Source organism: Allokutzneria albata (genome assembly GCF_900103775.1).
Classification (GTDB): Bacteria; Actinomycetota; Actinomycetes; order Mycobacteriales; family Pseudonocardiaceae; genus Allokutzneria; species Allokutzneria albata.
The window spans coordinates 611,131-636,283 of the sequence record NZ_LT629701.1 but is presented as its reverse complement, the minus strand read 5'-3'; the positions used below and the strand labels follow the sequence as shown (position 1 = coordinate 636,283).

The window sequence follows — 25,153 nt, the reverse complement described above, 5'->3', positions numbered from 1 at the left end:
TATCAGGTGCCCTTCGCCGACGCCATCGCCCGCTGCACCAGGTCGCTGACGTCCATCTCGTCGATGGCCTCCACCTCGGCGCTGTCCGGGCCGACCGAACCGGCCAGCCGCACCAGGGCGTCGAGCACCCCGGCCCGGCGGAACTCCTCGATGGAGATCTTCGCCAGGGCCGCGCGCACGGCCTTCTCGTCCACCTCGACCGGCTCCTCCGACGGCTCCGACGGCAGCAGCAACGGCTTGAGGTGGTCGGCCATGGCCTGCGGCGTGGGGTGGTCGAACACCGCCGTCGCCGTCAACCGCAACGAGGTGACCGTGTTGAGCCGGTTGCGCAGCTCCACCGAGGTGAGCGAGTCGAAGCCCAGCTCGGTGAACGGCCGGTCGGGATCGACCTCCGCTCCCGATCCGTGCCCGAGCACCGCCGCGACCTGGGCGCGCACCACGTCCAGCACCGCCTCGGCGCGTTCGAGCGCCGGCATCGCGGCCAGTCGATCGGCCAGCGAGACTGTCTCGGCGACGGCGGCCTGCGCGGCCCGGCGCGCCGGGGCACGCACCAGGCCGCGCAAGATCGCGGGGACCGACCCGGCGCGCAAGGCCGTGCGGTCCAGCTTGATCGGCACCAGCAGCGGCTGGTCCAGCTCGACCGCGGCGTCGAAGACCTCCATGCCCTCGGCGTGGCTGAGCGCCCCGAAGCCGTCCCGGCTCATCCGGTCGACGTTGTGGCTGCCCAGATCCCCGGCCATGCCACCGTCCTGCTCCCACAGGCCCCACGCCAGCGACTGACCGGCGAGGCCCTGCTCCCGGCGCAGCCGCACCAGCGCGTCCAGGAACGAGTTCGCCGCGGCGTAGTTGCCCTGCCCGGGGCCGCCGAGCACACCGGCCGCCGACGAGTAGATCACGAAGTGGCTGAGGTCCTCGGTCAGCTCGTGCAGGTTCCACGCGGCGTCGACCTTCGGCCGGAACACCCCGTCCACCCGCTCCGGGGTGAGCGCGGAGATCACGCCGTCGTCGAGCACACCGGCCGTGTGGATCACGCCGGTCAGGTCGGAGATCCCGCTCAGCAGAGCCGAGAGCGCGCTCCGATCGGCCGTGTCGCACGCTTCGATCCGCACGGTGGCGCCGAGTTCGGTCAGCTCCGCCTGGAGCTCCTTCGCGCCGGGTGCGTCGATGCCGCGACGGCTGGTCAGCACGAGCTGCTTCACCCCGTGCCGCGCGACGAGGTGCCGCGCCGCGAGGGCTCCGAGGTCGCCGGTGCCACCGCTGATGAGCACCGTGCCTTCGGCGTTCCACGTGACCGGCTCACCCGCGGGCTGCGGTTTGGCGAGTCGTGGCGCGAAGAGTCCGCCGTCGCGGGCCCGCACCTGTGGCTCCCCGGTCGCGACGGCAGCACCGATCGCGTCCGCGGGGCCCTCGAAGAGCACGAACCGCCCGGGATTCTCCGACTGCGCCGAACGGATCAGTCCCCACACCGCGGCGGTGGCGAGGTTCTGCTCCTCGGTGTGGATCACCAGGGTGGAGTCGTTTTCGGTCAGCCAGCGCTGCGCGCTCTCCAACACCTCGTGGGTCAGCCGGTAGGTCTCGCCCACCGGGTCGTCCTTTGTGGACTCCAGGGTCAGCACTTCGTACTCGGGGGCCTCGCCCGCGCCGTTCACCGGCACCCAGTCGACCTGGAACAGCGAGTCGCTGTCGGTCCGCAGCTGGTCGGCGGAGACGGCCCGCACGGCGATCGAGTCGACGGTGATCACCGGGTTCCCGCCGCCGTCCACGCCGATCACCCGCGCGGAGTCCGGCCCGGTCGGCGTGAGCTTCACCCGCAGGGTGCTCGCCCCGGTCGCGTGCAGGGTCACACCCGACCACGCGAACGGCAGCGCTGCCCCCTCGGAGTTGTTGTCCCGCAGGAACATCCCGTGCAGCGCCGCATCGAGCAACGCCGGGTGAATCAGGAAAGAGCGGATGTCCGTGCCCGTGCCATTGCTCGAACCCGCAAGCGGTTCTTCGGTAGGCAAGGCCAGCTCGGTGTACACGTCCTCGCCGAGCGTCCACGCCGCCTGAACGCCCTGGAACAGCGGCCCGTACCCGAAGCCCGAGCCCACCAGGTCCTCGTACAGCGTCTCCACCGGAACCGACTCAGCCCCAGCGGGCGGCCAGCTGCCGATGTCCACAATGGACGAAGCGCTGGCGACGAGTGTTCCGACCGCGTGCACGGTCCACGCTTCCTCACCGCGCCGCGAGTAGATGGAAACGAGCCGGCGCGCTGTAACAATGCTCGACCCCGCAAGCGGGTCTTCGGCAGTCTCAGAGCCCACAACGACCTGCACCACGACGGAGCCCGTCTCGGGGATCACCAGCGGAGCCTGCAAGGTCAGGTCTTCGACCGTGCCGAAGCCGACCTCATCGCCCGCGCGGATCGCCAGCTCGACCAGCCCGGCACCCGGCACGAGGACCGTGCCCATCACCGCGTGGTCGAGCAGCCACGGCTGCGTGGCCAGGGAGATCCGGCCGGTGAACAGCACGCCGTCGCCATCGGCCAGCGGCACCGCGGCGCCGAGCAGCGGGTGCCCGGCCGAGACCAGGCCGGCCGCGGTGACGTCCGCGACGCCGGTGCCCTGCATCAGCCAGTAGGAGCGGTTCTGGAAGGCGTAGGTGGGCAGGTCGACGCGCTGGGCGTCCCTCGGGAAGAACGCCGTCCAGTCGACCTTCGCGCCCGCCACGTGCAGCTGGGCCAGCGCCCGCACCACCGCGAGGGACTCGTCCTGCTCCTTGCGCACCAACGGGATGAACACCGCGTTGTCCGGGTTCTCCGCGCAGTCCTGAGCTGCCGCGGTGAGCACGGCGTTCGGACCGATCTCGACGAACTTCGTCACGCCCTCGGACTCCAGCACCCGGACCGCGTCGAAGAGCCGGACGGGCTGCCGGATGTGGCGCACCCAGTACGTGGGGTCGCCGACGTCGGCCAGCGTCGCGGGCTTGCCGGTCAGCGTGGAGACGATCGGGATGCGCGGCTCGTGGTAGGTCAGGCTCGCGGTGGTCTCACCGAACTCGCCGAGCAGGCCGTCCATCAGCGCGGAGTGCGAAGCCTGGCTGACCACGAGCTTCTTCGCCTTGCGCCCGCGCTCCTTGAACGCGGCGGCGATGCGCAGCGCGGTCTCCTCGTCGCCGGAGATCACCGTCGACAGTGGACCGTTCAGCGCGGCGATGCCCACGTTGCCGGTGAGCTCGGGCAGCACCTCCTCCTCGGACGCCTGGATCGCGACCATCGCGCCCCCCGGCGGCATGGAGTTCATCAGGCGGCCCCGCACGGACACCACGCGAACGGCGTCCTCCAGCGACCACAGCCCGGCGACGTGCGCCGCGCCGAACTCGCCGATGGAGTGCCCGGCGACGAAGTCCGGCGTGATCCCCCACGATTCGAGGAGCCGGAACAACGACACCTCGATCGTGAACAGCGCCGGCAGCATGTAGTCGATGCGGTCGAGCAGATCCGACTTCTCCGCGAACATGACCTCGCGCAGCGGCTCGGCGAGGTGCTTGTCGAACTCCGAGGTGACAGCGTCGAAGGAGGCCGCGAACACCGGGTACTTCTCGCACAGCTCACGGCCCATGCCGAGGTACTGCGCGCCGCCACCGGTGAACAAGAACGCGATCTTGCCGCTGTTCGCGTGCCCGGTGATGGCCAGTTCCTCAAGCCCGGCAAGCACACCGTCGCGGTCCGAAGCGACGACCGCCGCCCGGTGCTCCAGGGCCGCCCGGCCCGTGGCGAGCGAGAACCCGGCGTCGACCAGATCCGCGTCCGGGTTCTCCTCGATCCAAATCCGCAGCCGCGCCGCCTGCGCCCGCAGCGCGTCCGGGGTCTTGCCCGAGACGACCCACGGGATGTCGGGCACGGACTTCGCAGGGCTCGCCACCGGCTCCGGGCCCTGCTCAAGGATCACGTGGGCATTGGTGCCGGAGATGCCGAAGGACGACACCGCGGCGCGGCGAGGACGATCAACCGAAGGCCACTCGATGGACTCCGTCAGCAGCGACACAGCACCCGCGGACCAGTCCACGTGCGAGGTCGGCTCCTCGATGTGCAGCGACTTCGGCAACACACCGTGCCGCATCGCCTGCACCATCTTGATGATGCCGCCGACACCGGCCGCCGCCTGCGCGTGACCGATGTTCGACTTCAGCGAGCCCAGCCACAGTGGACGGTCGCGCTCCTGACCGTAGGTGTTGATCAGCGCCTGCGCCTCGATCGGGTCGCCCAGCACGGTGCCCGTGCCGTGCGCCTCCACCGCGTCGACCTCGTCCGAGGCGAGACCGGCGTTGGCCAGCGCCTGGCGGATCACACGCTGCTGCGACGGACCGTTGGGGGCGGTCAGGCCGTTGGACGCGCCGTCCTGGTTGATCGCCGAACCCCGCACGACGGCGAGCACCTGGTGTCCATTCCGGACAGCGTCGGACAGGCGCTCCAGCAGGATCATGCCAACGCCCTCGGACCACGTGGTTCCATCGGCCGACGACGAGAACGGCTTGCAGCGACCGTCCGGCGCGAGGCCGCGCTGCCGCGAGAAGGCCACGAAGGACTCCGCGGTCGGCATGACGGTCACACCACCGGCGAGGGCCAGCGAGCATTCACCGCTGCGCAGCGCCTGTGCGGCCCAGTGCAGCGCGACGAGCGAGGACGAGCACGCGGTGTCCACGGAGACCGCGGGCCCTTCGAGCCCGAAGGTGTAGGCGATCCGGCCGGAGGTGACGCTGCCCGAGGTCCCGGTGCCCATGAAGGCTTCCAGTTCCTCCGGCACGGAGTCCACGTGGGACCCGTAGTCGTAGTACATGACGCCCGCGAAGACCCCGGTGTCCGAGCCCTTCAACGAACTCGGGTCGATCCCGGCGCGCTCCACCGCCTCCCACGTGACCTCCAGCAGCAGGCGCTGCTGCGGGTCCATGGCCAGGGCCTCGCGCGGCGAGATCCCGAAGAACTCCGGGTCGAACTCGGCCGCGTCGAGCAGGAACCCGCCCTCCCGGCTGTACGAGGTGCCGGAGTGGTCGGGGTCCGGGTGGTAGAGCCCTTCCAGGTCCCATCCGCGGTTGTCGGGGAAGAAGGTGACGCCGTCGCCACCGGAGGCCACGAGCTCCCACAGCTGTTCGGGAGTGCTCACCCCGCCGGGGAAACGGCAGCCCATGCCGACGATCGCGATCGGCTCGTCGGAACCGACGGCAGCGGTGGCCTTCACTTCGGCCAGCTCGCCCAGCAGCTCCGCGCGGACGTGCCGGGCCAGGTCGAGCGGCGTCGGGTAGTCGAAAATCAGCGTGGCGGGCAGCCGCAGACCGCTCGCCGCGGTGAGACCGTTGCGCAGCTCCACAGCGGTCAGCGAGTCGAACCCGAGATCGGTGAACGCGCGGTCCGGCTCGATCGCCCCACCGCCGGAGTGCCCGAGCACCTGGGCGACCTGGGTCCGCACCAGCTCCAGCAACGCGCGGTCCTGCTCGGCCGCCGACAGCGACACCAGGCGGTCCCGCAGCCCAGCGGCCTCGGCCGCGTTCGCGGTGCGACGAACCGGAACCCGAACCAGGCCGCGCAACACCTGCGGCACGACACCCGTGCGGGCAAAGGACGTCAGCGAGGGGATGTCGAGCTTGACCGCGGCCAGGAAGGCGTCGTCCTGGGCCAGCGCGACATCGAAGAGCTCAAGGCCCTCCTCCGGGGTGAGCGCGCCGTACCCGTCGCGACGCATCCGCGCCAGTTCGTCCTTGGACAGTTCGCCACTCATACCGCTGTCCTGCTGCCACAGACCCCATGCAACGGAGCTGGCCGCAAGGCCCTGCGAGCGGCGGTGGCGCGCAAGGGCATCGAGGAACGAGTTGGCCGCCGCGTAGTTGCCCTGGCCAGGCGCGCCAAGCACGCCTGCGGCCGAGGAGAACAGGACGAAGTGCTGCAGGTTCTCCGTCAGCTCGTGCAGGTGCCAGGCGGCGTCGACCTTCGGCGTGAACACACCCGTGATGCGCTCCGGGCTCAGCGCGGACACCACACCGTCGTCGAGCACACCGGCGGCGTGGATCACGCCGGTCAGGTTCGAGATCCCGCTCAACAGAGCCGAAACCTCGGCACGGTTCGAGACATCGCACGCGGCGACCCCGACCTGCGCGCCCAGTGCCGTGAGGGAGTCGCGAAGCTCCGCGGCACCGGGCGCGTCGAGACCACGCCGGCTGGTCAGCACCAGGCTGGTCACACCGCGCTCAGCCACGAGGTGCCGCGCCAGCAAGGCGCCGAGCCCACCGGTGCCGCCGGTGATCAGCACGGTTCCGGCCGGGTCCCACTCCGCGGGCGAGGCGGAGACTCCACGCGTCAGGCGCGGCACGAACAGCTTGCCGCCGCGGACGACCACCTGTCCCTCGCCGGTCGCAACGGCCGCACCGACCTCGTCGAGCGGGCCGTCCACCAGGACGAAGCGGTCCGGGTTCTCCGACTGCGCCGACCGCACCAGGCCCCACACCGCGGAGGCGGCCAGATCGGTCACGTCCGGCCCGGCTGCGCCGTTGGTGACGACGACCAGCTTCGAGTCGGCAAGGCTGTCGTCCGCCAGGAACTCCTGGACAGCGGCGAGAACGCGCGTGGTGATCGCGTGCGCGTCAGCGACGACATCGCCCGCGCCCGGCTCGACGACGAACACCTTGAAGGACTCCGAGTCCACAGGGGACGGTGAAGCAACGGGAGTCCAGTCGAGGCGGAACAGCGAGTCCTGCTCCAGAGCGGCAGCCTGCACCTGCTCAGCGGAAACCGCCCGCAGCGCGAGGGAGTCCACCGAGATCACCGGAGCGCCGGTCGGGTCCACAGCGGTCAGCGACACGGATTCGGTCCCGACGGGCGCCAGGCGAACGCGCAGCGCGGTGGCTCCGCCGGCGTGCAGCGTGACGCCGCTCCACGAGAACGGCAGCGACGCACCGCTCTGCTCGCCGAGTCCCGTGGCGTGCAACGCCGCGTCCAGCAGCGCCGGGTGGATGCCGAACTTGTCCACGTCCTGACCAGGCAGTTCGACCTCGGCGAACACCTCTTCGCCGCGCGTCCACGCCGCCTTGAGCCCGCGGAACAGCGGCCCGTAGCGCAGACCCGCCTCGGCGAGCCGGTCGTAGACGCCATCCAGCTCGACAGCGGAGGCGTCAGCGGGCGGCCAGTGCCCGAAGTCGAACGACGCAGGAGTTCCTTGCGTGGCAAGCACACCCGAGGCGTGCAGCGTCCACTGGTCCTCGGAGCGCGACGAGTACACCGACACCGAACGGCGTCCAGTCTCGTCCGCGCCGCCCACCGCCACCTGAACCATCGTCGCGGTGGTGAGCACCAACGGCGCGTGCAGCGTCAGCTCTTCGACGACGCCGCAACCCACCTCGTCGCCCGCGCGAATCGCCAGCTCCACCAACGCCGTCCCCGGCACGAGCACCGAGTCCATCACGACGTGGTCGCCGAGCCATGCGTGCGAGCTGAGCGACAAGCGCCCGGTGAACAGGAACCCGTCCCCATCGGCCAGGGAGATCGCCGCACCGAGCAACGGGTGCTTGGCAGCAGTCAGTCCCGCCGCGGCCACATCAGCACCACCGGTCGGCCCGTTGAGCCAGAAGTGCTGGTACTGGAAGGCGTACGTGGGCAGGTCGACGCGCTGCGCGTTGGTCGGAGCGAACACCTTCGCCCAGTCCACCTTGCCGCCCGCCACGTGGAACCGCGAGAGCGCCGTGACGAGCGTGTGCGTCTCATCGCGGTCACGGCGGGACAGCGCGACGAACGTGCCTTCGTCCACGCACTCCGCACCGGCGGCGGTGAGCACGCCGTCCGGCCCGACCTCGACGAACTTCATGACGTTGAAGGAACCCAGCGTGCGCACCGCGTCGGCGAAGCGCACAGTCTCCCGCACGTGCCGAACCCAGTAGTCCACAGAGGACAGTTCGGCCGCGGTCGCGGTCTTGCCGGTCAGGGTGGAGACGATCTGGATGGTCGGCGCGGAAGCGGTCGCGGAGCCGACCACCTTGCCGAACTCCGCCAGCATCCCGTCCATCAAGCCCGAGTGGAAGGCGTGCGACACCGAAAGCCGCTTGGTCTTGCGATCCTTGAACTGCTCCGCCACCGCGAGCGCAGCCGCCTCGACACCGGAGATCACCACCGACCGCGGGCCGTTGATGGCGGCGATGTCCACGCCCTCGACGAGCTTGGCGCAGACCTCCTCCTCCGTCGCCTGGATCGCGATCATGGCTCCACCACTGGGCAGAGCCTGCATCAACCGACCACGAGCCGTGACGATCCGAGCAGCATCCTCCAACGACCACACACCGGCCACATGCGCGGCGGCCAGCTCACCGATCGAGTGCCCGGCCAGGAAGTCCGGGCGCACGCCCAGGGACTCGATCAGCCGGTACAGCGCGACCTCGAACGCGAACAGCGCAGGCTGGGCGTTCCCGGTCTGGTCCAGCTCCTCCTCGGAGATCTCCGGCAGAAGTGCACGCACCTCGTCAAAGGCAGCGGCGAACACGGGGAAGGCGTCGTACAGCGCCCGCCCCATGTCCCTGCGCTGAGCACCTTGGCCGGTGAACAGGAACGCGGTCTTCCCCTTGGTGGCGCGGCCCTGCACGGACGCGCGACCACCCTCCGCCAATGCGGTCAGCCCCTCGATCAGCTCCTCCTGCGAGGACCCGATCACGGCAGCGCGAACGTCCAGCGCGGCCCGCCCGGTGGCGAGGGAGAACCCGATGTCGACAGGGTGCGCGGAAGCCCGATCCAGCAGTCGCGCGGCCTGAACCCGCAGCGCTTCTTCGTTCTTCGCGGACAGCAGCCACGGAATCGGCGTCGTGAAGACACGCGGCGCTTCGGCGACCTCCGCGACCGGCGCCTGTTCCAGGACGATGTGCGCGTTCGTTCCCGAGATCCCGAAGGACGAGACCGCGGCGCGGCGCGGGCGGTCCACCGAAGACCCGCTGGCGGGGTCGAGCATCTTCACTGCGGGCCAGTCCCGCGCCTCGGTCAGCAGCGAGACGGCGCCCGCGGACCAGTCCACGTGCGGGGTGGGCTCGTTGACGTGCAGGGACTTCGGCAGCCGGCCTGCACGCAGCGCCTGCACCATCTTGATCACGCCACCGATGCCGGCCGCGGCCTGGGCGTGGCCGATGTTGGACTTCAGCGATCCCAGCCACAGCGGCTGGTCGCGGTCCTGCCCATAGGTGTTGATCAGCGCCTGCGCCTCGATCGGGTCGCCGAGCACGGTGCCGGTGCCGTGCGCCTCGACCACGTCGACGTCCCTTGTGGACAGTCGTGCGTTCTCGAGCGCGGCGAGGATGACACGCTGCTGCGACGGACCGTTCGGGGCGGTCAGGCCGTTGGACGCGCCGTCCTGGTTGATCGCGGTGCCGCGGATGACGGCCAGCACCTCGTGGCCGTTGCGCTGAGCGTCGGAGAGCTTCTCGATGAGGATCATGCCGACGCCCTCGGACCACCCGGTGCCGTCGGCCGAGGCGGCGAAGGACTTGCAGCGACCGTCCGGGGAGAGCCCGCGCTGGCGGGAGAACTCCACGAAGATGCCCGGCGCGCCCATGATGTTCGCGCCACCGGCGAGCGCCATCGAGCACTCGCCGGCCCGCAGCGCCTGGACAGCCCAGTGCAGGGCCACGAGGGAGGAGGAGCACGCGGTGTCGACCGAGACCGCAGGCCCCTCGAACCCGAAGGAGTACGCGACGCGTCCGGAGTGGACAGAGCAGGTCGTCCCGGTCAGCAGGTAACCCTCGACGCCTTCGGCGGGCTCGTGCAGGCGCGGGCCGTACTCCTGCGAGGCCACACCGGCGTAGACGCCCGTCGAGGAGCCCTTCAGCGAGAGCGGGTCGATTCCCGCCCGCTCCATGGCCTCCCAGGACACCTCCAGCAACAACCGCTGCTGCGGGTCCATCGCCAGCGCCTCGCGCGGCGAGATCCCGAAGAACTCCGGGTCGAACCGAGCCGCCGTGTGCACGAACCCACCGGTGCTGGCGTAGGACGTGCCGGGGTTGTTCGGATCGGGGTGGAACAGCCCGTCGAGGTCCCAGCCCCGGTCGTTCGGGAAACCGGTGATGCCCTCGCGGCCCTGTTCCACCAGGTCCCACAGGTCCTCGGGGGATTCCACACCGCCGGGGAACCGGCAGCCCATCCCGATGATCGCGATCGGCTCGTTGTCCGCCGACTCGGCCTCGCGCAGGCGCGCCCGCGTCTGCTGGAGGTCCGCCGTGACCTTCTTCAGCAACCCGAGGAGCTTGTCTTGATCCGCCATGTCACAACCCCACACTCGTCAGGAAATGCCGAGTTCTCGTTCCAGAAAGTCAACGACCTCGTCCGCCGAGGCGTCCTCAAGGCCACTCGCCTCCGGCGTCGCGGTGCCGGAGAACTTCGACACCAGCTCCTCCAGCCGCAAGGTGATCGACAGCCGTCCCTCGTCACCGACCGCGTCCAGGCTGGCCTCCAGCCGGTCCAGCTCGGCCAGCACCGACGCCGACGACACGGCGGTCGTCGCCGCGGGCGCCACGGTCTCCCGCAGGTAGCCCGCGAGCGCCGTCGCTGTCGGGTAGTCGAAGACCGCGGTGGCCGACAACCGCACCCCGGTCGCGCTGGTCAGCCTGTTGCGCAGCTCCACGGAGGTCAGCGAGTCGAAGCCCAGCTCGGTGAACGCCTGCTCGGCGTCGATCGCCGAAGCGCCGCTGTGTCCGAGGACCGCTGCGGCGTGCGTGCGCACCACGTCGAGCAGGATGCCTTCCTGCTCGACCGGACTGAGCCCGGCCAGCCGCTGGGTCAGCGAGGACGCCTTGTCCTCGCCCGACTTCGCGGCCCGCCTCGCCGGAGCGCGCACCAGGCCGTGCAGGATCTGCGCGAGGTCGTTGGCCTTCGCGTAGGTCTGCAGTGCCGCGCGGTCCAGCTTCACCGGCGCCGCGACGGTTTCTCCCGCGGCGACGGAGGCGTCGAACAACGCCATGCCCTCGTCCTCGGTGAGCGCGCCGAAGCCCTCACGCGCCATCCGAGCCAGATCCGTGTCGGTCAACCCGGCACCCATGCCGCCCGCCCACAGACCCCATGCCTGCGACTGAGCCGCGAGGCCCTGGGCCCGCCGGTGTTCGGCCACCGCGTTGAGGAAGGCGTTGGCCGCACCGTAGTTCGCCTGACCCGCCGTGCCCATCAGGCCGGTGATCGAGGAGAACAACACGAACTGCGCCAGGTCGCGGTCGCGGGTCAGCTCGTGCAGGTGCCAGGCGGCGTCCACCTTGGGCCGCAACACCTTGTCCATCCGCTCCGGCGTCAGCGACGCCAGCAACCCGTCGTCGAGCACGCCCGCGGTGTGGATCACGCTGGTCAAGCGGGGAATCCCGCTCAGCAGAGCCGAAACCGAGTCGCGGTCCGCGACGTCGCACGCCACGACCTCGACGGTGGCGCCCAGCTCGGCCAGCGCGTCGCGCAGCTCGGCGGCACCAGGCGCGTCCAAACCACGACGGCTGGTCAGCACCAGGTTCCGCGTCCCCTGCTCCACCAGGTGCCGCGCGAGCACTCCGCCGAGACCACCGGTGCCACCGGTGATCAGGACCGTGCCGTCCGGGTCGACCGCCCTCGGCAGGGTCAGCACGACCTTGCCGATGTGCTTGGCCTGGCTGATGAACCGGAACGCCTCCGGCGCCTGCCGCACGTCCCACGCCTTGGTGGGCAACGGCTTCAGCGCACCCTGGGCGAAGAGCTTGTCCAGCTCGTCCCACATCTCGCCGATGCGGTCCGGGCCCGCGTCGATCAGGTCGAACGCGTGGTACTCGACGTCCACTTCGGACTGGTCGCGGACGTCGGTCTTGCCCATCTCCACGAACCGGCCGCCCTCGGCGACCAGCCGCAGCGACGCGTCGACGAACTCGCCCGCGAGCGCGTCCAGCACGACGTCCACACCCCGGCCCCCGGTCGCGGCCCGGAACTCGTCCTCGAAGTCCAGCGTGCGCGACGAGGCGATGTGCTCGATGCCCTGCTCCCGCAGCACATCCCACTTGCCCTTGCTCGCGGTGCCGAACACGGTCGCGCCCAGGTGCTGCGCGATCTGCGTAGCCGCCATGCCCACACCACCAGCGGCGGCGTGGATCAGCACCGACTCCCCCGCCTTCAGGCGGCCGAGGTCGCACAGACCGTAGTAGGCGGTGAGGAACACCAGCGGGACCGCCGACGCCTCCTCGAAGCTCCACCCGTCCGGCATCCGCGTCACCAAGCGGCGATCGGCGTCGGCGACCGGGGCAATACCACCGATCACCAGGCCCATCACCCGGTCGCCGGGCTTGAGGTCGGTGACCTCGGAGCCCACTTCGAGCACCACGCCCGCGGCCTCGTTGCCGATGATCCCCGCGTCGCCGGGGTACATGCCCAGCACCGTCAGCACATCGCGGAAGTTCAGCCCGGCCGCGCGGACCCCGATCCGGACGTCGCCGGGCGCGACGGGCTCCAGCACCCCGGGGTTCGGCTCCATGACGAGGTGGTCCAGGGTTCCCTTGCCGGACATGCCCAAGCGCCACGCGTCGGTCCCGGCGGGCGGCAGCACCCTGTCCTCGCGCATCGGCACCAGCCGCAGCGCGTGCGCGGCGTCGTCCCGGATCATCAGCTGGGACTCACCGGTGCCGAGCGCCTTGGCCAGCAGCTCGTCGTCGGCCTCGCCCTCGACCAGCACGAAGCGACCGGGGTTCTCCTGCTGCGCGGTCCGCAGCAGCCCCCACGCAGTCGCCGCGACCAGATCGCCGGGCTTGGTGTGCACGACGAGCTTGCCGTCCGACTCGTCCAGCCACCGCTGCACGACGTCCAGAACCCGGTGCGACAGCGCACGAGCGGCCTCCGGCACATCGCCTTCCGCCGGCTCGATGGCGAGCACGGTGTAAGGCGCTTCACCTTCGCCGTAAGCAGTCCACTCGACGGGTTCGCCCAGCTCGACCGCTACCCACTCCGGCCGGAACAGCTGGTCGGAGTCGGTCTTCAGCTGCTCCGCCGAAACCTCGCGCAGCGCCAGCTCGTCCACCGACATGACCGGGGCGCCGGTGCCGTCAGCGATCGCGATGGCGACCGATCCATTGTCCTTTGTGGTCAGTCGAACCCGCAGCTCGCTCGCACCCGAAGCGTGCAGAGCGACACCGCTCCAGGAGAACGGCAGCGACGCTGGCGTGTCCTCTCCGATGCCGATCGCGTGCAGCGAAGCGTCCAGCAAGGCCGGGTGCAGCCCGTACTTCGAGCCGTCACCCTCACCAAGGGAAACCTCGGCGTACACATCGTTGCCACTGCGCCAAGCAGCACGCAGCCCTTGGAACGTCGGCCCGTAGACAAGCCCGGTCTCGGCGAGCGTTTCGTACTGCCCCTCAACGGAAACCGCCTCAGCCCCAGCAGGCGGCCACGCGGCGAAGTCGAACTCCGGCGAGGCGCCACCCGGAACCACGGTGCCGGTGGCGTGCAGGGTCCAGTCCACGCCGTCCTGCTTGCGCGAGTGCATGTTGATGGTCCGGCGACCGTCGTCGTCCGCTGCGCTCACGTGCACCTGCACCTGGATCGCCCCGGACTCCGGCAGCACGAGCGGTGCCTGAAGCATCAGCTCCTCGACGGTCCCGCAGCCCGCTTCGTCCGCGGCCCGCACCGCCAGCTCGATCAGCCCGGCACCGGGCACGAGCACCTGGCCCATGACCGCGTGGTCTGCGAGCCATCCGTGCGTGGACAGCGAGAGCCGTCCGGTGAACAGGTAGGAATCCGTGTCGGCCAACGCAACCGCAGCACCAAGGAGCGGGTGCTCGGCCGAAGCGAGGCCCAGACCCGTGGCGTCTCCGCCAGGCCCGGCCGCGCGCAGCCAGTACCGTCCGTGCTGGAAGGCGTACGTCGGCAGGTCGACGCGCTGCGCACCGGGGAAAACCGCGTTCCAATCGATCGCGATCCCTGCCGCGTGCATCTGCGCCAGCGCGGCCGTCGCCGTGATCTCCTCGTCGCGGTTCCTGCGCAGAACCGGCACGAAGACACCGTTCGTGCACTCCGCGCCCATGGCCGAGAGCACGCCGTCCGGCCCGAGCTCCACGTACTTCGTGACGCCTTCGGCCTCCAGAGTCGCGATCCCGTCGGCGAACCGGACCGCGTCGCGGACGTGCCGAACCCAGTACTCCGGGTTGTCCACGGGCTCCCCGAGGGTGCCGGTCACGTTGGACACCAAGGGAATCGTCGGTTCGCTGTAGGAGACCGACTCGGCCACCGCGCGGAACTCGGCGAGCATGTCATCCATCAGCGAGGAGTGGAACGCGTGCGAAACGGCCAGGCGCTTGGTCTTGCGGTCCTTGAACTGCTCCGCCACCGCGAGGGCCGCCTGCTCCACACCAGAGATGACGATCGACATCGGACCGTTGATCGCGGCGATGTCCACGCCCTCGACGAGCTTGTCCACCACCTCTTCTTCAGTGGCCTGGATCGCGATCATGGCTCCACCCTGGGGCAAAGCCTGCATCAACCGACCGCGCGCGGTGACCAGCTTCGCGGCGTCCTCCAACGAGAACACCCCGGCGACATGGGCCGCGGCCAGCTCACCGATCGAATGCCCGACCAGGTAGTCCGGGCGCACGCCCCACGACTCGACGAGCCGGTACAACGCCACCTCAAGGGCGAACAACGCGGGCTGAGCGTTCCCGGTCTGGTTCAGCTCCTCCTCGGTCGACACCGACTCCGGCAGGAATGCGCGCACCTCGTCGTAGGCCGCCGCGAACACCGGGTAGGCGGCGTAAAGCTCCTCGCCCATCCCGAGCCGCTGCGAACCCTGGCCGGTGAACAGGAACGCCAACCGTCCCGACACCGCGGAACCGCGAACGACGTTCGGCGCAGATCCACCGTCAGCCAGAACGTCAAGCGCCGCGAGCAGTTCCTCGCGGCTCGTGCCGACGACTCCGGCCCGCACGTCCAAGGCGGCGCGAGCGGTGGCCAGCGAGAAGCCGATGTCGGCGATGTTGCCCGACGCTTCCCGCAACCTCTTCGCCTGCGCCCGCACGGCTTCCTCGGTCTTGCCCGAGAGCACCCACGGCGTCACCACGGGCGCCGGAGTCTCCTGCGGCGAGACAGCAGGCCCCTGCTCCAGGATCAGGTGCGCGTTCGTCCCCGAGATGCCGAAGGACGACACCGCGGCCCGACGCGGACGGACAACCGAAGACCCGCTTGCGGGGTCGAGCATTGTCACAGCGGGCCAGTCGATAGCTTCCGTCAGCAGTGACACCGCTCCGGCCGACCAGTCGACGTGCGGGGTCGGCGCGTCCACGTGCAGGCTCTGCGGCAGCACGCCGTTGCGCATCGCGTGCACCATTTTGATCACACCGGCGACGCCCGCGGCGGCCTGGGTGTGCCCGATGTTGGACTTGATCGACCCGAGCCACAGCGGCTTGTCCTCGAAGCGGTCCTGGCCGTAGGTGGAGATGAGCGCCTGCGCCTCGATCGGGTCACCGAGCCGCGTGCCCGTGCCGTGCGCCTCGACCGCGTCCACATCGGACGGTTCGAGCCCGGCGTTGGCGAGTGCCTGCCGGATCACCCGCTGCTGTGAAGGACCGTTCGGCGCGGTCAGCCCGTTGGACGCGCCGTCCTGGTTGATCGCCGAGCCTCGCACCACCGCGAGGATCTGGTGACCATTCCGTACCGCGTCGGACAGGCGCTCCAGCACGACCATGCCGACGCCCTCGGACCAGCTGGTCCCGTCCGCCGCCGCCGCGAAGGACTTGCTCCGGCCGTCGGCGGCCAGGCCGCGCTGCCGGGAGAAGTCCACGAAGGTCTCCGGCGTGGACATGACCGTCACACCACCGGCCAGCGCGAGGGAGCACTCCCCCGAACGCAGCGCCTGCGACGCGATGTGCATGGCCACCAAGGAAGACGAGCACGCGGTGTCCACGGTGACCGCGGGTCCTTCGAGGCCGAAGCTGTACGCGACGCGACCGGAGAGCACGCTCGCCGAGGTGCCGGTGCCGACGTAGCCCTCGACCTCCTCGGGGATCGAGCTGAGGCCGTGCGCGTAGTCGTAGTACATGATCCCGGCGAAGACACCGGTGTTGCTGCCCTTGAGCGAGGTCGGGTCGATTCCCGCGCGCTCCAACGACTCCCACGAGACCTCCAGCAGCAACCGCTGCTGCGAGTCCATCGCGATCGCCTCGCGCGGCGAGATCCCGAAGAACTCCGCGTCGAAGGCGTCCGCGTCGTGCAGGAACCCGCCCTGGTCGGCGTAGGAGGTGCCACGGTGGTCGGGGTCGGGGTGGAACAACGTGTCCAGGTCCCACCCGCGGTTCACCGGGAAGCCGGAGATGCCGTCAGTGCCGGTGGCGACCAGGTTCCACAGGTCCTCCGGGGAGTTCACGCCGCCCGGGTACCGGCACGCCATGCCCACGATCGCGATCGGCTCGTCGAGCCCGACCGCGGCGGTGACCGCAGGTGCGGCGGCTTCCTCCGCTCCGACCAGCTCGGACCGGATGAACGCGGCCAACGTCGCGGGCGCGGGGTAGTCGAACACCAATGTCGCCGGGAGCCTCAGGCCGGTCGCGCTGTTGAGGCGGTTCCGCAGTTCCACGGCGGTCAGCGAGTCGAACCCGAGGTCGGTGAACGCGCGCTCCGGCTCGATCGCATCCGTGGTCGCGTGCCCCAGCACCGACGCGACCTGGGTACGCACGAGGTCGAGCAGAGCGCGATCCTGGTCAGCAGTCGAGAGCCCGGCAAGCCGCTGCGCCAACGGGGAGGCCCCGCCGTCGCCGCCCTGCGCCACGCGCCGCGCCGACGTCCGCACGAGCCCGCGCAGCAGCGACGGAATAGCCGCATTGCGTGCGTGCGCCTGAAGCGCGGCCGTGTCCAGCTTCATCGCGACTGTGACCGCACGGTCTCCGGCCACAGCGGCGTCGAACAGCGCCAGACCGTCCTCTTCGGACAGTGCGCCGAAGCCTTGCCGGGCCGCGCGGTCCACATCGGACTTCGCGAGCTGACTGCCCATGCCGGACGCCCACAGCCCCCACACCAGGGAGTGCGCGGGCAGCCCCTGAGCGTGCCGGTACACCGCGAGCGCGTCGAGGTAGGCGTTGGCGGCGGCGTAGTTGCCCTGCCCGGCGCCCTCGAACAGGCCCGCCGTGGACGAGAACAACACGAACAGCGACAGGTCGAGTTCTCGCGTCAGCTCGTGCAGGTTCCACGCGGCTTCTGCCTTCGGCCGCAACACCTTCTCGACCTGATCAACGGTCAGCGAGGTGATCAGCCCGTCTTCGAGCACACCGGCCGCGTGCACGACTCCCACGAGGGGCTTGTCCGCCGGGACGGCACGCAGAACGGAAGCCAGCGCGTCTCGATCAGCGGCGTCGCACGCAGCGATCGTGACGTCGGCGCCGAGCCCCGCCAGCTCCGCCTTCAGGTCGGCGGCTCCCGGCGCGGCACCACCGCGACGGCTCGTCAGCACCAGGTTCGTCACCCCGTGCTCGACCACGAGGTGCTTGGCCAGCAGGCCACCCAGGCCGCCGGTGCCGCCGGTGATCAGCACAGTGCCGTCGAGCGGGCGCTTCGAACCCTGTGCCGCGATCTTGACCAGTCGCGGCGCGAACAGCGAGCCGTCACGCACCACGACCTGCGGCTCACCGGTCCCGACCGCGGCACCGACCGACTCGAGCGGACCGTCCACGAGCACGAACCGGTCCGGGTTCTCCGACTGCGCCGACCGGATCAGGCCCCACACCGGAGCAGCATCCACATTGGACACCGAAGGACCGGCCGCGCCCTCGGTCACCACGACCAGCTTCGAGCCCGCGAACTTCTCGTCGGCCAGGAACCCTTGCACAGCAAGCAGAACCTCGGTGACGGAGTCGGCGGTCAGCACCACGACGGACGGTGCCGAATCGCCGACGTCCGCAAGAGCGGTCCACTCCACGGGCTCAGCCGTCGCAACGGGGATCCAGTCCACGCCGTAAATCGGGTCCTGGTCGGCTGCCTTCAACTGCTCGGCGGTGACCGCCCGCGACACCAGCGACTCGACGGTGATCACCGGAGCACCGCTGGGGTCGACGGCGTGCAACGAGATCTCGTCGGCACCGTTCGACGTCAACTTCACGCGCAGCGTGGTGGCTCCGGTCGCGTGCAACGTGACGCCGGACCACGCGAACGGCAACCGCGCCTGACCGTTGTCCTTGCCGACCCCGCCGAGCCCCATCGCGTGCAGCGCGGAATCCAGCAACGCCGGGTGCAGGCCGAATCCGGCCTCATCCGCTTCGATCGACACTTCGGCGTAGACGTCATTGCCCTGAGCCCACGCGGCGCGCAGCCCCTGGAACAACGGCCCGTAAGTCAGGCCGGTCGCGGCCAGCTCCTCGTACACACCCTCCAACGACACGGCCTTGGCCCCGGCGGGAGGCCACTGCGCCGGCGCGAACGAGGACTCCCCTGCCTCGACAGCCAGGGTCCCGGCCGCGTGCTGAACCCAGCCGTCCAGTCGCGAGTGGATGCTCAACGCGCGACGGCCACTGGAGTCCGCGGGCCCGACCCAGACCTGCACCTGCACGGAACCCGACTCCGGCAGGATCAGCGGAGCCTGCAGCGTCAGCTCCTCCACCTGCGCGCACCCGGCCTCGTCAGCGGCGCGCACGGCGAGCTCGACCAGCGCGGTCCCGGGCACCACAACCCGGTCCAGCACAACGTGATCAGCCAGCCACGCATGCGTCGCGAGCGACAGCCGCCCGGTGAGCACGTATCCGTCGACATCGACCAGCGGCACCGCCGCGCCGAGCATCGGGTGGTCGGCCGCACCGAGGCCGAGCGACGCCAGGTCTCCCGTGACCGCCGAGCCCTGCAACCAGAAGTGCTGGTGCTGGAAGGCGTACGTGGGCAGATCGACCTTGCGCGCGTCGGCCGGGAAGAACGCCGCCCAGTCCACCGCGACGCCCCGCACGTGCAGCTGCGCGAGCGCGGTCAGCACCTCCGGCTCCTCCGGCCGGCCCTTGCGCAGCGCCGACCGGAAGACGACGTCCGAGTCAGTGGTGACGCAGTCCTGGGCCATCGCGGTGAGGACACCGTCCGGACCGAGCTCCAGGTACGTGGTGACCCCGGCTGCTTCCAGGGTCCGGATGCCGTCGTTGAAGCGCACGGCCTGGCTGACGTGCTCGACCCAGTACTCCGCCGAACACAATTCGTCGCTGACCACCTGGCCGGTCACGGTGGAGACGAACGGAATGGTGGGCTCGGAGTACCGCAGCAGCTCGGCGAGGTTGCCGAACTCGCGCAGCATCGGCTCCATCAGCGGCGAGTGGAACGCGTGGCTCACGTTGAGCCGCTTCGCCTTGCCGCCCTTGGCCTTCCACGCCTCGCCGATCCCGACGACGACGTCCTCGGCACCGGAGATCACCACCGAGCCCGGCCCGTTGACCGCCGCGATCCCCGCACGCTCGTGCCCCGCAAGGAGTTCCAGAGCTTCTTCTTCGGAAGCCAGCAAAGACACCATGGCGCCACCAGCAGGCAGCTCCTGCATCAACCGGCCCCGCGCGGCGACGAGCGTCGCGGCGTCCTCCAGGTTGAGCACACCGGCGATGTGCGCGGCCGCGATCTCGCCGATCGAGTGCCCGGCCACGAAGTCCGGCCGCACACCCCACGACTCCACCAGCCGGTACAGAGCCACTTCCAGGGCGAACAGCGCGGGCTGAGCGAAGCCGGTCCGGTTCAGCAGCTCCGCCTCGGCGCTGCCCTGCTCGGCGAACAGGACGTCCAGCAGCGGCATGTCGAGCTGGAGGTCCAGGTACCCGCACGCCTCGTCGACGGCGTCGGCGAAGACCGGGAACCGCTCGTACAGGTCGAGACCCATCGCCCAGCGCTGCGAGCCCTGCCCGGTGAACAGGAACGCCAGCTTGCCCGGCGAAACACCGCCCTGCACGGTCGGCGCGGCCAGCCCGGCCAGCAACTCGTCGCGACCGGTGCCGATGACGACGGCGCGGTGGTCGAGCGCGGCCCGGGTGGTGGCCAGCGACAGGCCGACATCGGCGGGGCGGAGCTGGAGGTTTCCCTCCACGAAGGTCTTGAGCCGATCCGCCTGCGCGCGCACGGCCTCCGCGGTCTTGCCGGAGAGCACCCACGGCGTCGGGGTGACCCGCGCCCGGAGCGCGCCCTGCGGCTCGACGGGCGCCTCCTCGACGGCGGGCGGCTGCTCGATGATCACGTGCGCGTTGGTGCCGGAGATGCCGAACGAGGACACGCCCGCGCGGCGCGGCCGGTCCACCTCCGGCCACTCGACTGCTTCCGTCAACAGCGAGACGTCGCCGGCGGACCAGTCCACCTGCGGGGTCGGCTCATCGATGTTGAGCGACTTCGGCAGCACCCCGTGCCGGATCGCCATGATCATCTTGATCACGCCTGCCGCACCGGCCGCGGCCTGCGCGTGCCCGATGTTGGACTTGATCGAGCCCAGGTACAGCGGCCGCTCCCGATCCCTGCCGTAGGTCGCCAGCAGCGCCTGCGCCTCGATCGGGTCGCCGAGCCGGGTGCCGGTGCCGTGCGCCTCGACGGCGTCGACGTCCGAAGTGGACAGTCCGGCGGCGGCGAGCGCGTCCCGGATCACCCGCTGCTGCGCGAGCCCGTTCGGCGCGGTCAGCCCGTTGGAGGCGCCATCGGAGTTGATCGCCGAGCCCCGGACGATGGCCAGCACCTGGTGCCCGTTGCGGACGGCGTCGGAAAGCCGCTCCACCACGAGGATCCCGACGCCCTCACCCCAGCCGGTGCCGTCGGCGGAGGCGGCGAAGGACTTGCACCGCCCGTCCTGCGCGAGGCCGCGCTGCCGGGAGAAGGCGGTGAACGTGCCGGGACTGCCCATCACCGCGACACCACCGGCGAGCGCCAGGTCGCACTCCCCCGACCGCAGCGACTGCGCGGCCACGTGCAGCGCGACCAGCGAGCCGGAGCACGCGGTGTCCACGGTGAACGTCGGCCCTTCGAGCCCGAACAGGTACGCGACGCGGCCCGACACCACGCTGGGCGCGTTGCCGGTCATCAGGTGGCCCTCGAAGCCCTCCGGTGCCTCGAACAGCCGCGGCCCGTACTCCTGCGGCTCCACGCCGACGAACACACCGGACCGGCTGCCGCGCAAGGTGTTCGGGTCGATGCCCGCCCGCTCGAGGGCTTCCCAGGACGCTTCGAGCACCAGCCGCTGCTGCGGGTCCATCGCGGTGGCTTCCCGCGGGGAGATCCCGAAGAACTCGGCGTCGAACTCACCGGCGCTGTGCAGGAACCCGCCCTCGCGCGCGTAGGTCTTGCCGGGCTTGTCCGGATCGGGGTCGTAGAGGCCGTCGACGTCCCACCCGCGATCGGTGGGGAAACCGGTGATCGCGTCGACGCCCTCGGCGACGATCCGCCACAGCTCCTCCGGGGAGCTCGCCCCGCCGGGGAAGCGGCAGCCGATGCCGACGATGGCGATGTCCTCGCCCGGCGCGACGGCCCGCGGCGGGCTCGCCTCCTCCTGCGCGTCCCCGGTGCCGAGGCGCCTGGCCAGCGCGGCGGGTGTCGGGTAGTCGTAGACGACCGTCACCGGCAGGTCGAGCCCGGTCGCGGCGACCAGGCGGGCGTGCAGCTCCACCACGGCCATCGAGTCGAAGCCGAGTTCGAGGAAGGTCTGCCGGGCGTCGACATCGACGGAGCCTGCGACGGTGCCGATGCTCGACCCCGCGAGCGGGTCTTCGACCATGTCGCGCAGGACCTCGGTCGTGATCGTCCGGACCAGGTCGTCGAACTCGCTCATCAGCGCACTCCACAACTACATCGGCGGGCTTGTCTTTTGCGGGACACCCGCGCCCGGTCACACCGCGAACTCAAAACCGCACGCCGTCCATTAATGTGCGGAATGCGTTCTCAACCTACCTTCGGGCAACGAACGGAACCGAGGGGGCATCGCTCCACCGCCGACCCACTATTCGGTAACTGCGACCCCATCAGCGCAGGTCAGCAGGTGCAGTCTAGCGGAGGCACCCCGGTGGGAGCACTGGTAATACGCCTACTGATCCGCGAGCTCGGAGACCCGAGTTTCCACTTGATGGGCGAGGCGCGGAACACCGGTGCTACACAATCCCGCACGGCGACATTTACTTTGTCATTTGCCGCCCCGTATTTGCGTTCCTGATTTTCCCGGTCCGGAGGAGGTACCCCGATGGTCTCGACGCAGCCCGACGAGCACGACCAGCCGAAGCCGACCACGGTGCTGTGCCCCGACTTCCCGTTCGCCTACGACGAGTGGGTCCGGCACCCGGCCGGGCTCGGCGCGCTCCCCGACCGGCGGCACGGGGCCGAGGTCGCGGTGATCGGCGGCGGCATCTCCGGCCTGGTCACCGCCTACGAGCTGATGAAGCTCGGGCTGCGCCCCGTGGTCTACGAGGCCGACCAGCTCGGCGGCCGGATGCGGTCGGTCGCCTTCGAGGGCCACCCCGAGGCGAAGGCGGAGATGGGCGCGATGCGCTTCCCGCCGTCGGCCACCCTGTTCCACTACGTCGACAAGCTCGGCCTGAAGACCAAGCCGTTCCCGAACCCGCTGTCCCCCGCGACGCCGAGCACCGTGGTGAACCTGCGCGGTGTCTCGCACTTCGCCCGCACCCAGGACGACCTACCCGAGGTCTACCAGCAGGTCTCCGACGCGTGGGCGAAAGCCCTGCACGAGAAGGCGGACATGTCGCTGATGGAGGACGCGATCGCGCGCCGCGACGTCGGCACCATCAAGGCGCTGTGGAACCACATGGTCCCGGAGCTGGACAACCAGTCCTTCTACGGGTTCCTGGCCTCGTCGGCGGCGTTCTCCTCCTTCGAGCACCGCGAGATCTTCGGCCAGGTCGGCTTCGGCTGCGGCGGCTGGGACACCGACTTCACCAACTCGATGCTCGACATCCTCCGCGTGGTCTACACCGAGGCCAGCGACCGCCACCACCGGATTCTCGGTGGCTGCCAACAGGTTCCCGAAGGTCTGTGGGAGCACCAGCCGGAGTCGTTGGTGCACTGGCCCGCGGGCACCTCGCTGGCGTCGCTGCACGGTGGCGCGCCGCGCCCCGCCGTCGTCAGCATCGACCGCACGCCCACCGGCTACGTGGTCGAGGACGCCACCGGCGAGGTCCGCGAGTTCCCCGTCGCCGTCTACACCGCGCAGAGCTGGAACCTGTTGTCGCGCATCAAGAGCGACCCCGCGCTGCTGCCGCAGTCGCTGTGGACGGCCGTGGAGCGCACGCACTACATGGGTTCCTCGAAGCTGTTCGTGCTGACCGATCGCCCGTTCTGGCGCGACCGCGACCCGAAGACCGGCCGCGACGTGATGAGCATGACGCTCACCGACCGCCTGCCGCGCGGGGTGTACCTGTTCGACGACGGCCCAGACAAGCCCGGCGTGATGTGCCTGTCCTACACGTGGAACGACGACTCGCTGAAGGTCGCGACGCTCACCGCGGAGGAACGCCTCGACGTGATCCTGGCTTCGCTGCGGCAGATCTACCCCGACGTCGACATCCGCTCGCACATCATCGCGCCCCCGGTCACCATCACCTGGGAGACCGAGCCGTACTTCATGGGCGCCTTCAAGTCGAGCCTGCCCGGCCACTACCGCTACCAGCGCGAGCTGTTCACCCACTTCATGCAGGCCGAGTTCGCCGAGGAGCACCGGGGCTTCTTCATGGCCGGTGACGACATCTCCTGGGTCGCGGGGTTCGCCGAGAACGCCGTGACCACCGCGCTGAACGCGGTGTGGGGCGTGCTCAACCACCTCGGCGGCGCCACCCACCCCGACAACCCCGGTCCCGGCGACCTCTTCGACGCCTTGGCCCCGCTCAAGATCTGACTCTGGCGAACAACACCAGCGCCCCGGCAACCAGGACCATGCCCCCGGCCACCACGAGCGCCCAGGTCGACACGCCACCCACCACACCCGGCAGCAGGTACGCCAGGAAGAACGCGGCCAGCGCCACGTTGTGCACCCGATCGCGCCGCCACCAGGGCAGCCGAGCCGGTTCGTGTGCCGCGAGCTCCGCCGCGTAGTGCTCGGCAGGCCCGAACTCATCCTCAGGGCTGAGTCCGCCCGCAACCAGATGCTGACGCGCCTCCTCGACGAGTTCTCCCGCGCGGGCGCGGGGAACGTCGTGGCGTCCTTCGAGGAGTCCGCCGAGGCGGGACAACCACTCCTCGGTACCGGCGGGCGCCTCGGCCGTCACGGGCTTGGGCTTGCGCCAGACCGCCCACGCCAGCAGCACGACACCGAGCGCGGGGATGACCAGCACCGGCATGGTGAACAGTCGCGTTTTCGGCAACCAGCCGAACGACATCCCGCCCAGGACCACACCCGCGGCGACGAACACGAAGGCCTTCCCGACACTGCGCGGACGTCCCGCGGGCCGCAGCTCGAACGCCGCGTAGACCGCACCCACGCACGCGGCGACGGACAACGCCGTCCCCACAACCCCGGCCAGCGTGAGGGGAACACTCGCCCCCACCTTGGCCCACACCAGGGCGCCGACCAGCAGCAGCTGGACCCCGAAGGACGCGATCAGCCCCCGCCGCCGCTGCTGCGCGGTGAACCCCATGCGATCGCGCGCCGCCCGATCCTCGATCGGAACCCGTTCCGCCGCGACGCTTCTGGCGAACTCCGCCGGCGTCCCGAACGCCTCCTGCGCGTTCTCGCCGCTGTCCGCGCAGTGCTGCTCCACCTCCGCGAGCACCGAATCCGCCACCTCGGCGCCCACCCCGTTCCTGGCCAGCTTCAGCCGCGCGCGCTCAACCCACTCGCTCATCTCTCCGCCTTTCCCACGAGCCGATCCATGGCAACGGAGAAGTGGTGCCAGCGCTCGGTTTCGGCGACCAGCCGCTCCCGTCCGGCCGCGGTCAGCCGGTAGACCTTGCGCCCGGGGCCGCCCTGGCCCGCGACCCACTCCGCCTCGACCAGGCCCGCGGCCTCCATCCGGCCCAGCACCGGGTACAGCGCACCGCCGCGCACCGTGCCGAGCCCCAGCTCCGCGATCCGCTGGGTCAGCGCGTACCCGTGCCGGTCGCCCTCGGCCAGCACGGCGGCGAGCACCAGTTCCAGCGTTCCCCGCAGCCACCCCATCGACGCGTCGGCCACCACTCATCCCTCTCACGAGTAATCCCCGATCAGGACTAGTCCAGATTCAGACTAGCACGGACCGGGGACTCGGAGGG

General features: G+C 70.5%; 5 protein-coding genes. 1 reads left to right on the top strand and 4 read right to left on the bottom strand.

The features are described from left to right. Positions 1-2: 2 nt before the first annotated feature. Positions 3-10,259 carry a type I polyketide synthase gene (locus tag BLT28_RS02880; protein ID WP_083383639.1) on the bottom strand — a complete coding sequence of 3,419 codons (10,257 nt, stop codon included), beginning with the start codon at positions 10,257-10,259 and terminating at the stop codon, positions 3-5. Positions 10,260-10,277: 18 nt separating this feature from the next. Beyond that, entirely contained in the window at positions 10,278-21,746 is an 11,469-nt protein-coding gene (locus BLT28_RS02875) for an SDR family NAD(P)-dependent oxidoreductase (RefSeq protein WP_409360187.1), read from the bottom strand. A 390-nt stretch (positions 21,747-22,136) separates the two neighbouring features. Between BLT28_RS02875 and BLT28_RS02870 the strand changes: the two genes are divergently transcribed. Next, positions 22,137-23,801 (top strand): flavin monoamine oxidase family protein, encoded by a 1,665-nt coding sequence (locus BLT28_RS02870; RefSeq protein ID WP_043814111.1) that lies wholly within the window; start codon positions 22,137-22,139, stop codon positions 23,799-23,801. Here BLT28_RS02870 and BLT28_RS02865 read toward each other — a convergent pair. Next, a complete protein-coding gene (locus tag BLT28_RS02865; protein ID WP_030433434.1) occupies positions 23,791-24,747 on the bottom strand; it encodes a hypothetical protein in 957 nt (318 codons plus the stop codon). The genes BLT28_RS02870 and BLT28_RS02865 overlap by 11 nt on opposite strands. Next, positions 24,744-25,076 carry a PadR family transcriptional regulator gene (locus BLT28_RS02860; RefSeq protein ID WP_197683960.1) on the bottom strand — a complete coding sequence of 111 codons (333 nt, stop codon included), beginning with the start codon at positions 25,074-25,076 and terminating at the stop codon, positions 24,744-24,746. Before BLT28_RS02860 ends, BLT28_RS02865 begins: the two co-directional genes overlap by 4 nt. Positions 25,077-25,153 lie beyond the last annotated feature (77 nt).

Bases quoted from the DNA above. Each gene is read 5' to 3' on its own strand.
- BLT28_RS02880 (WP_083383639.1), bottom strand. From the start codon at position 10,259: ATGGCGGATCAAGACAAGCTCCTCGGGTTGCTGAAGAAGGTCACGGCG.
- BLT28_RS02870 (WP_043814111.1), top strand. From the start codon at position 22,137: ATGGTCTCGACGCAGCCCGACGAGCACGACCAGCCGAAGCCGACCACG.
- BLT28_RS02865 (WP_030433434.1), bottom strand. From the start codon at position 24,747: ATGAGCGAGTGGGTTGAGCGCGCGCGGCTGAAGCTGGCCAGGAACGGG.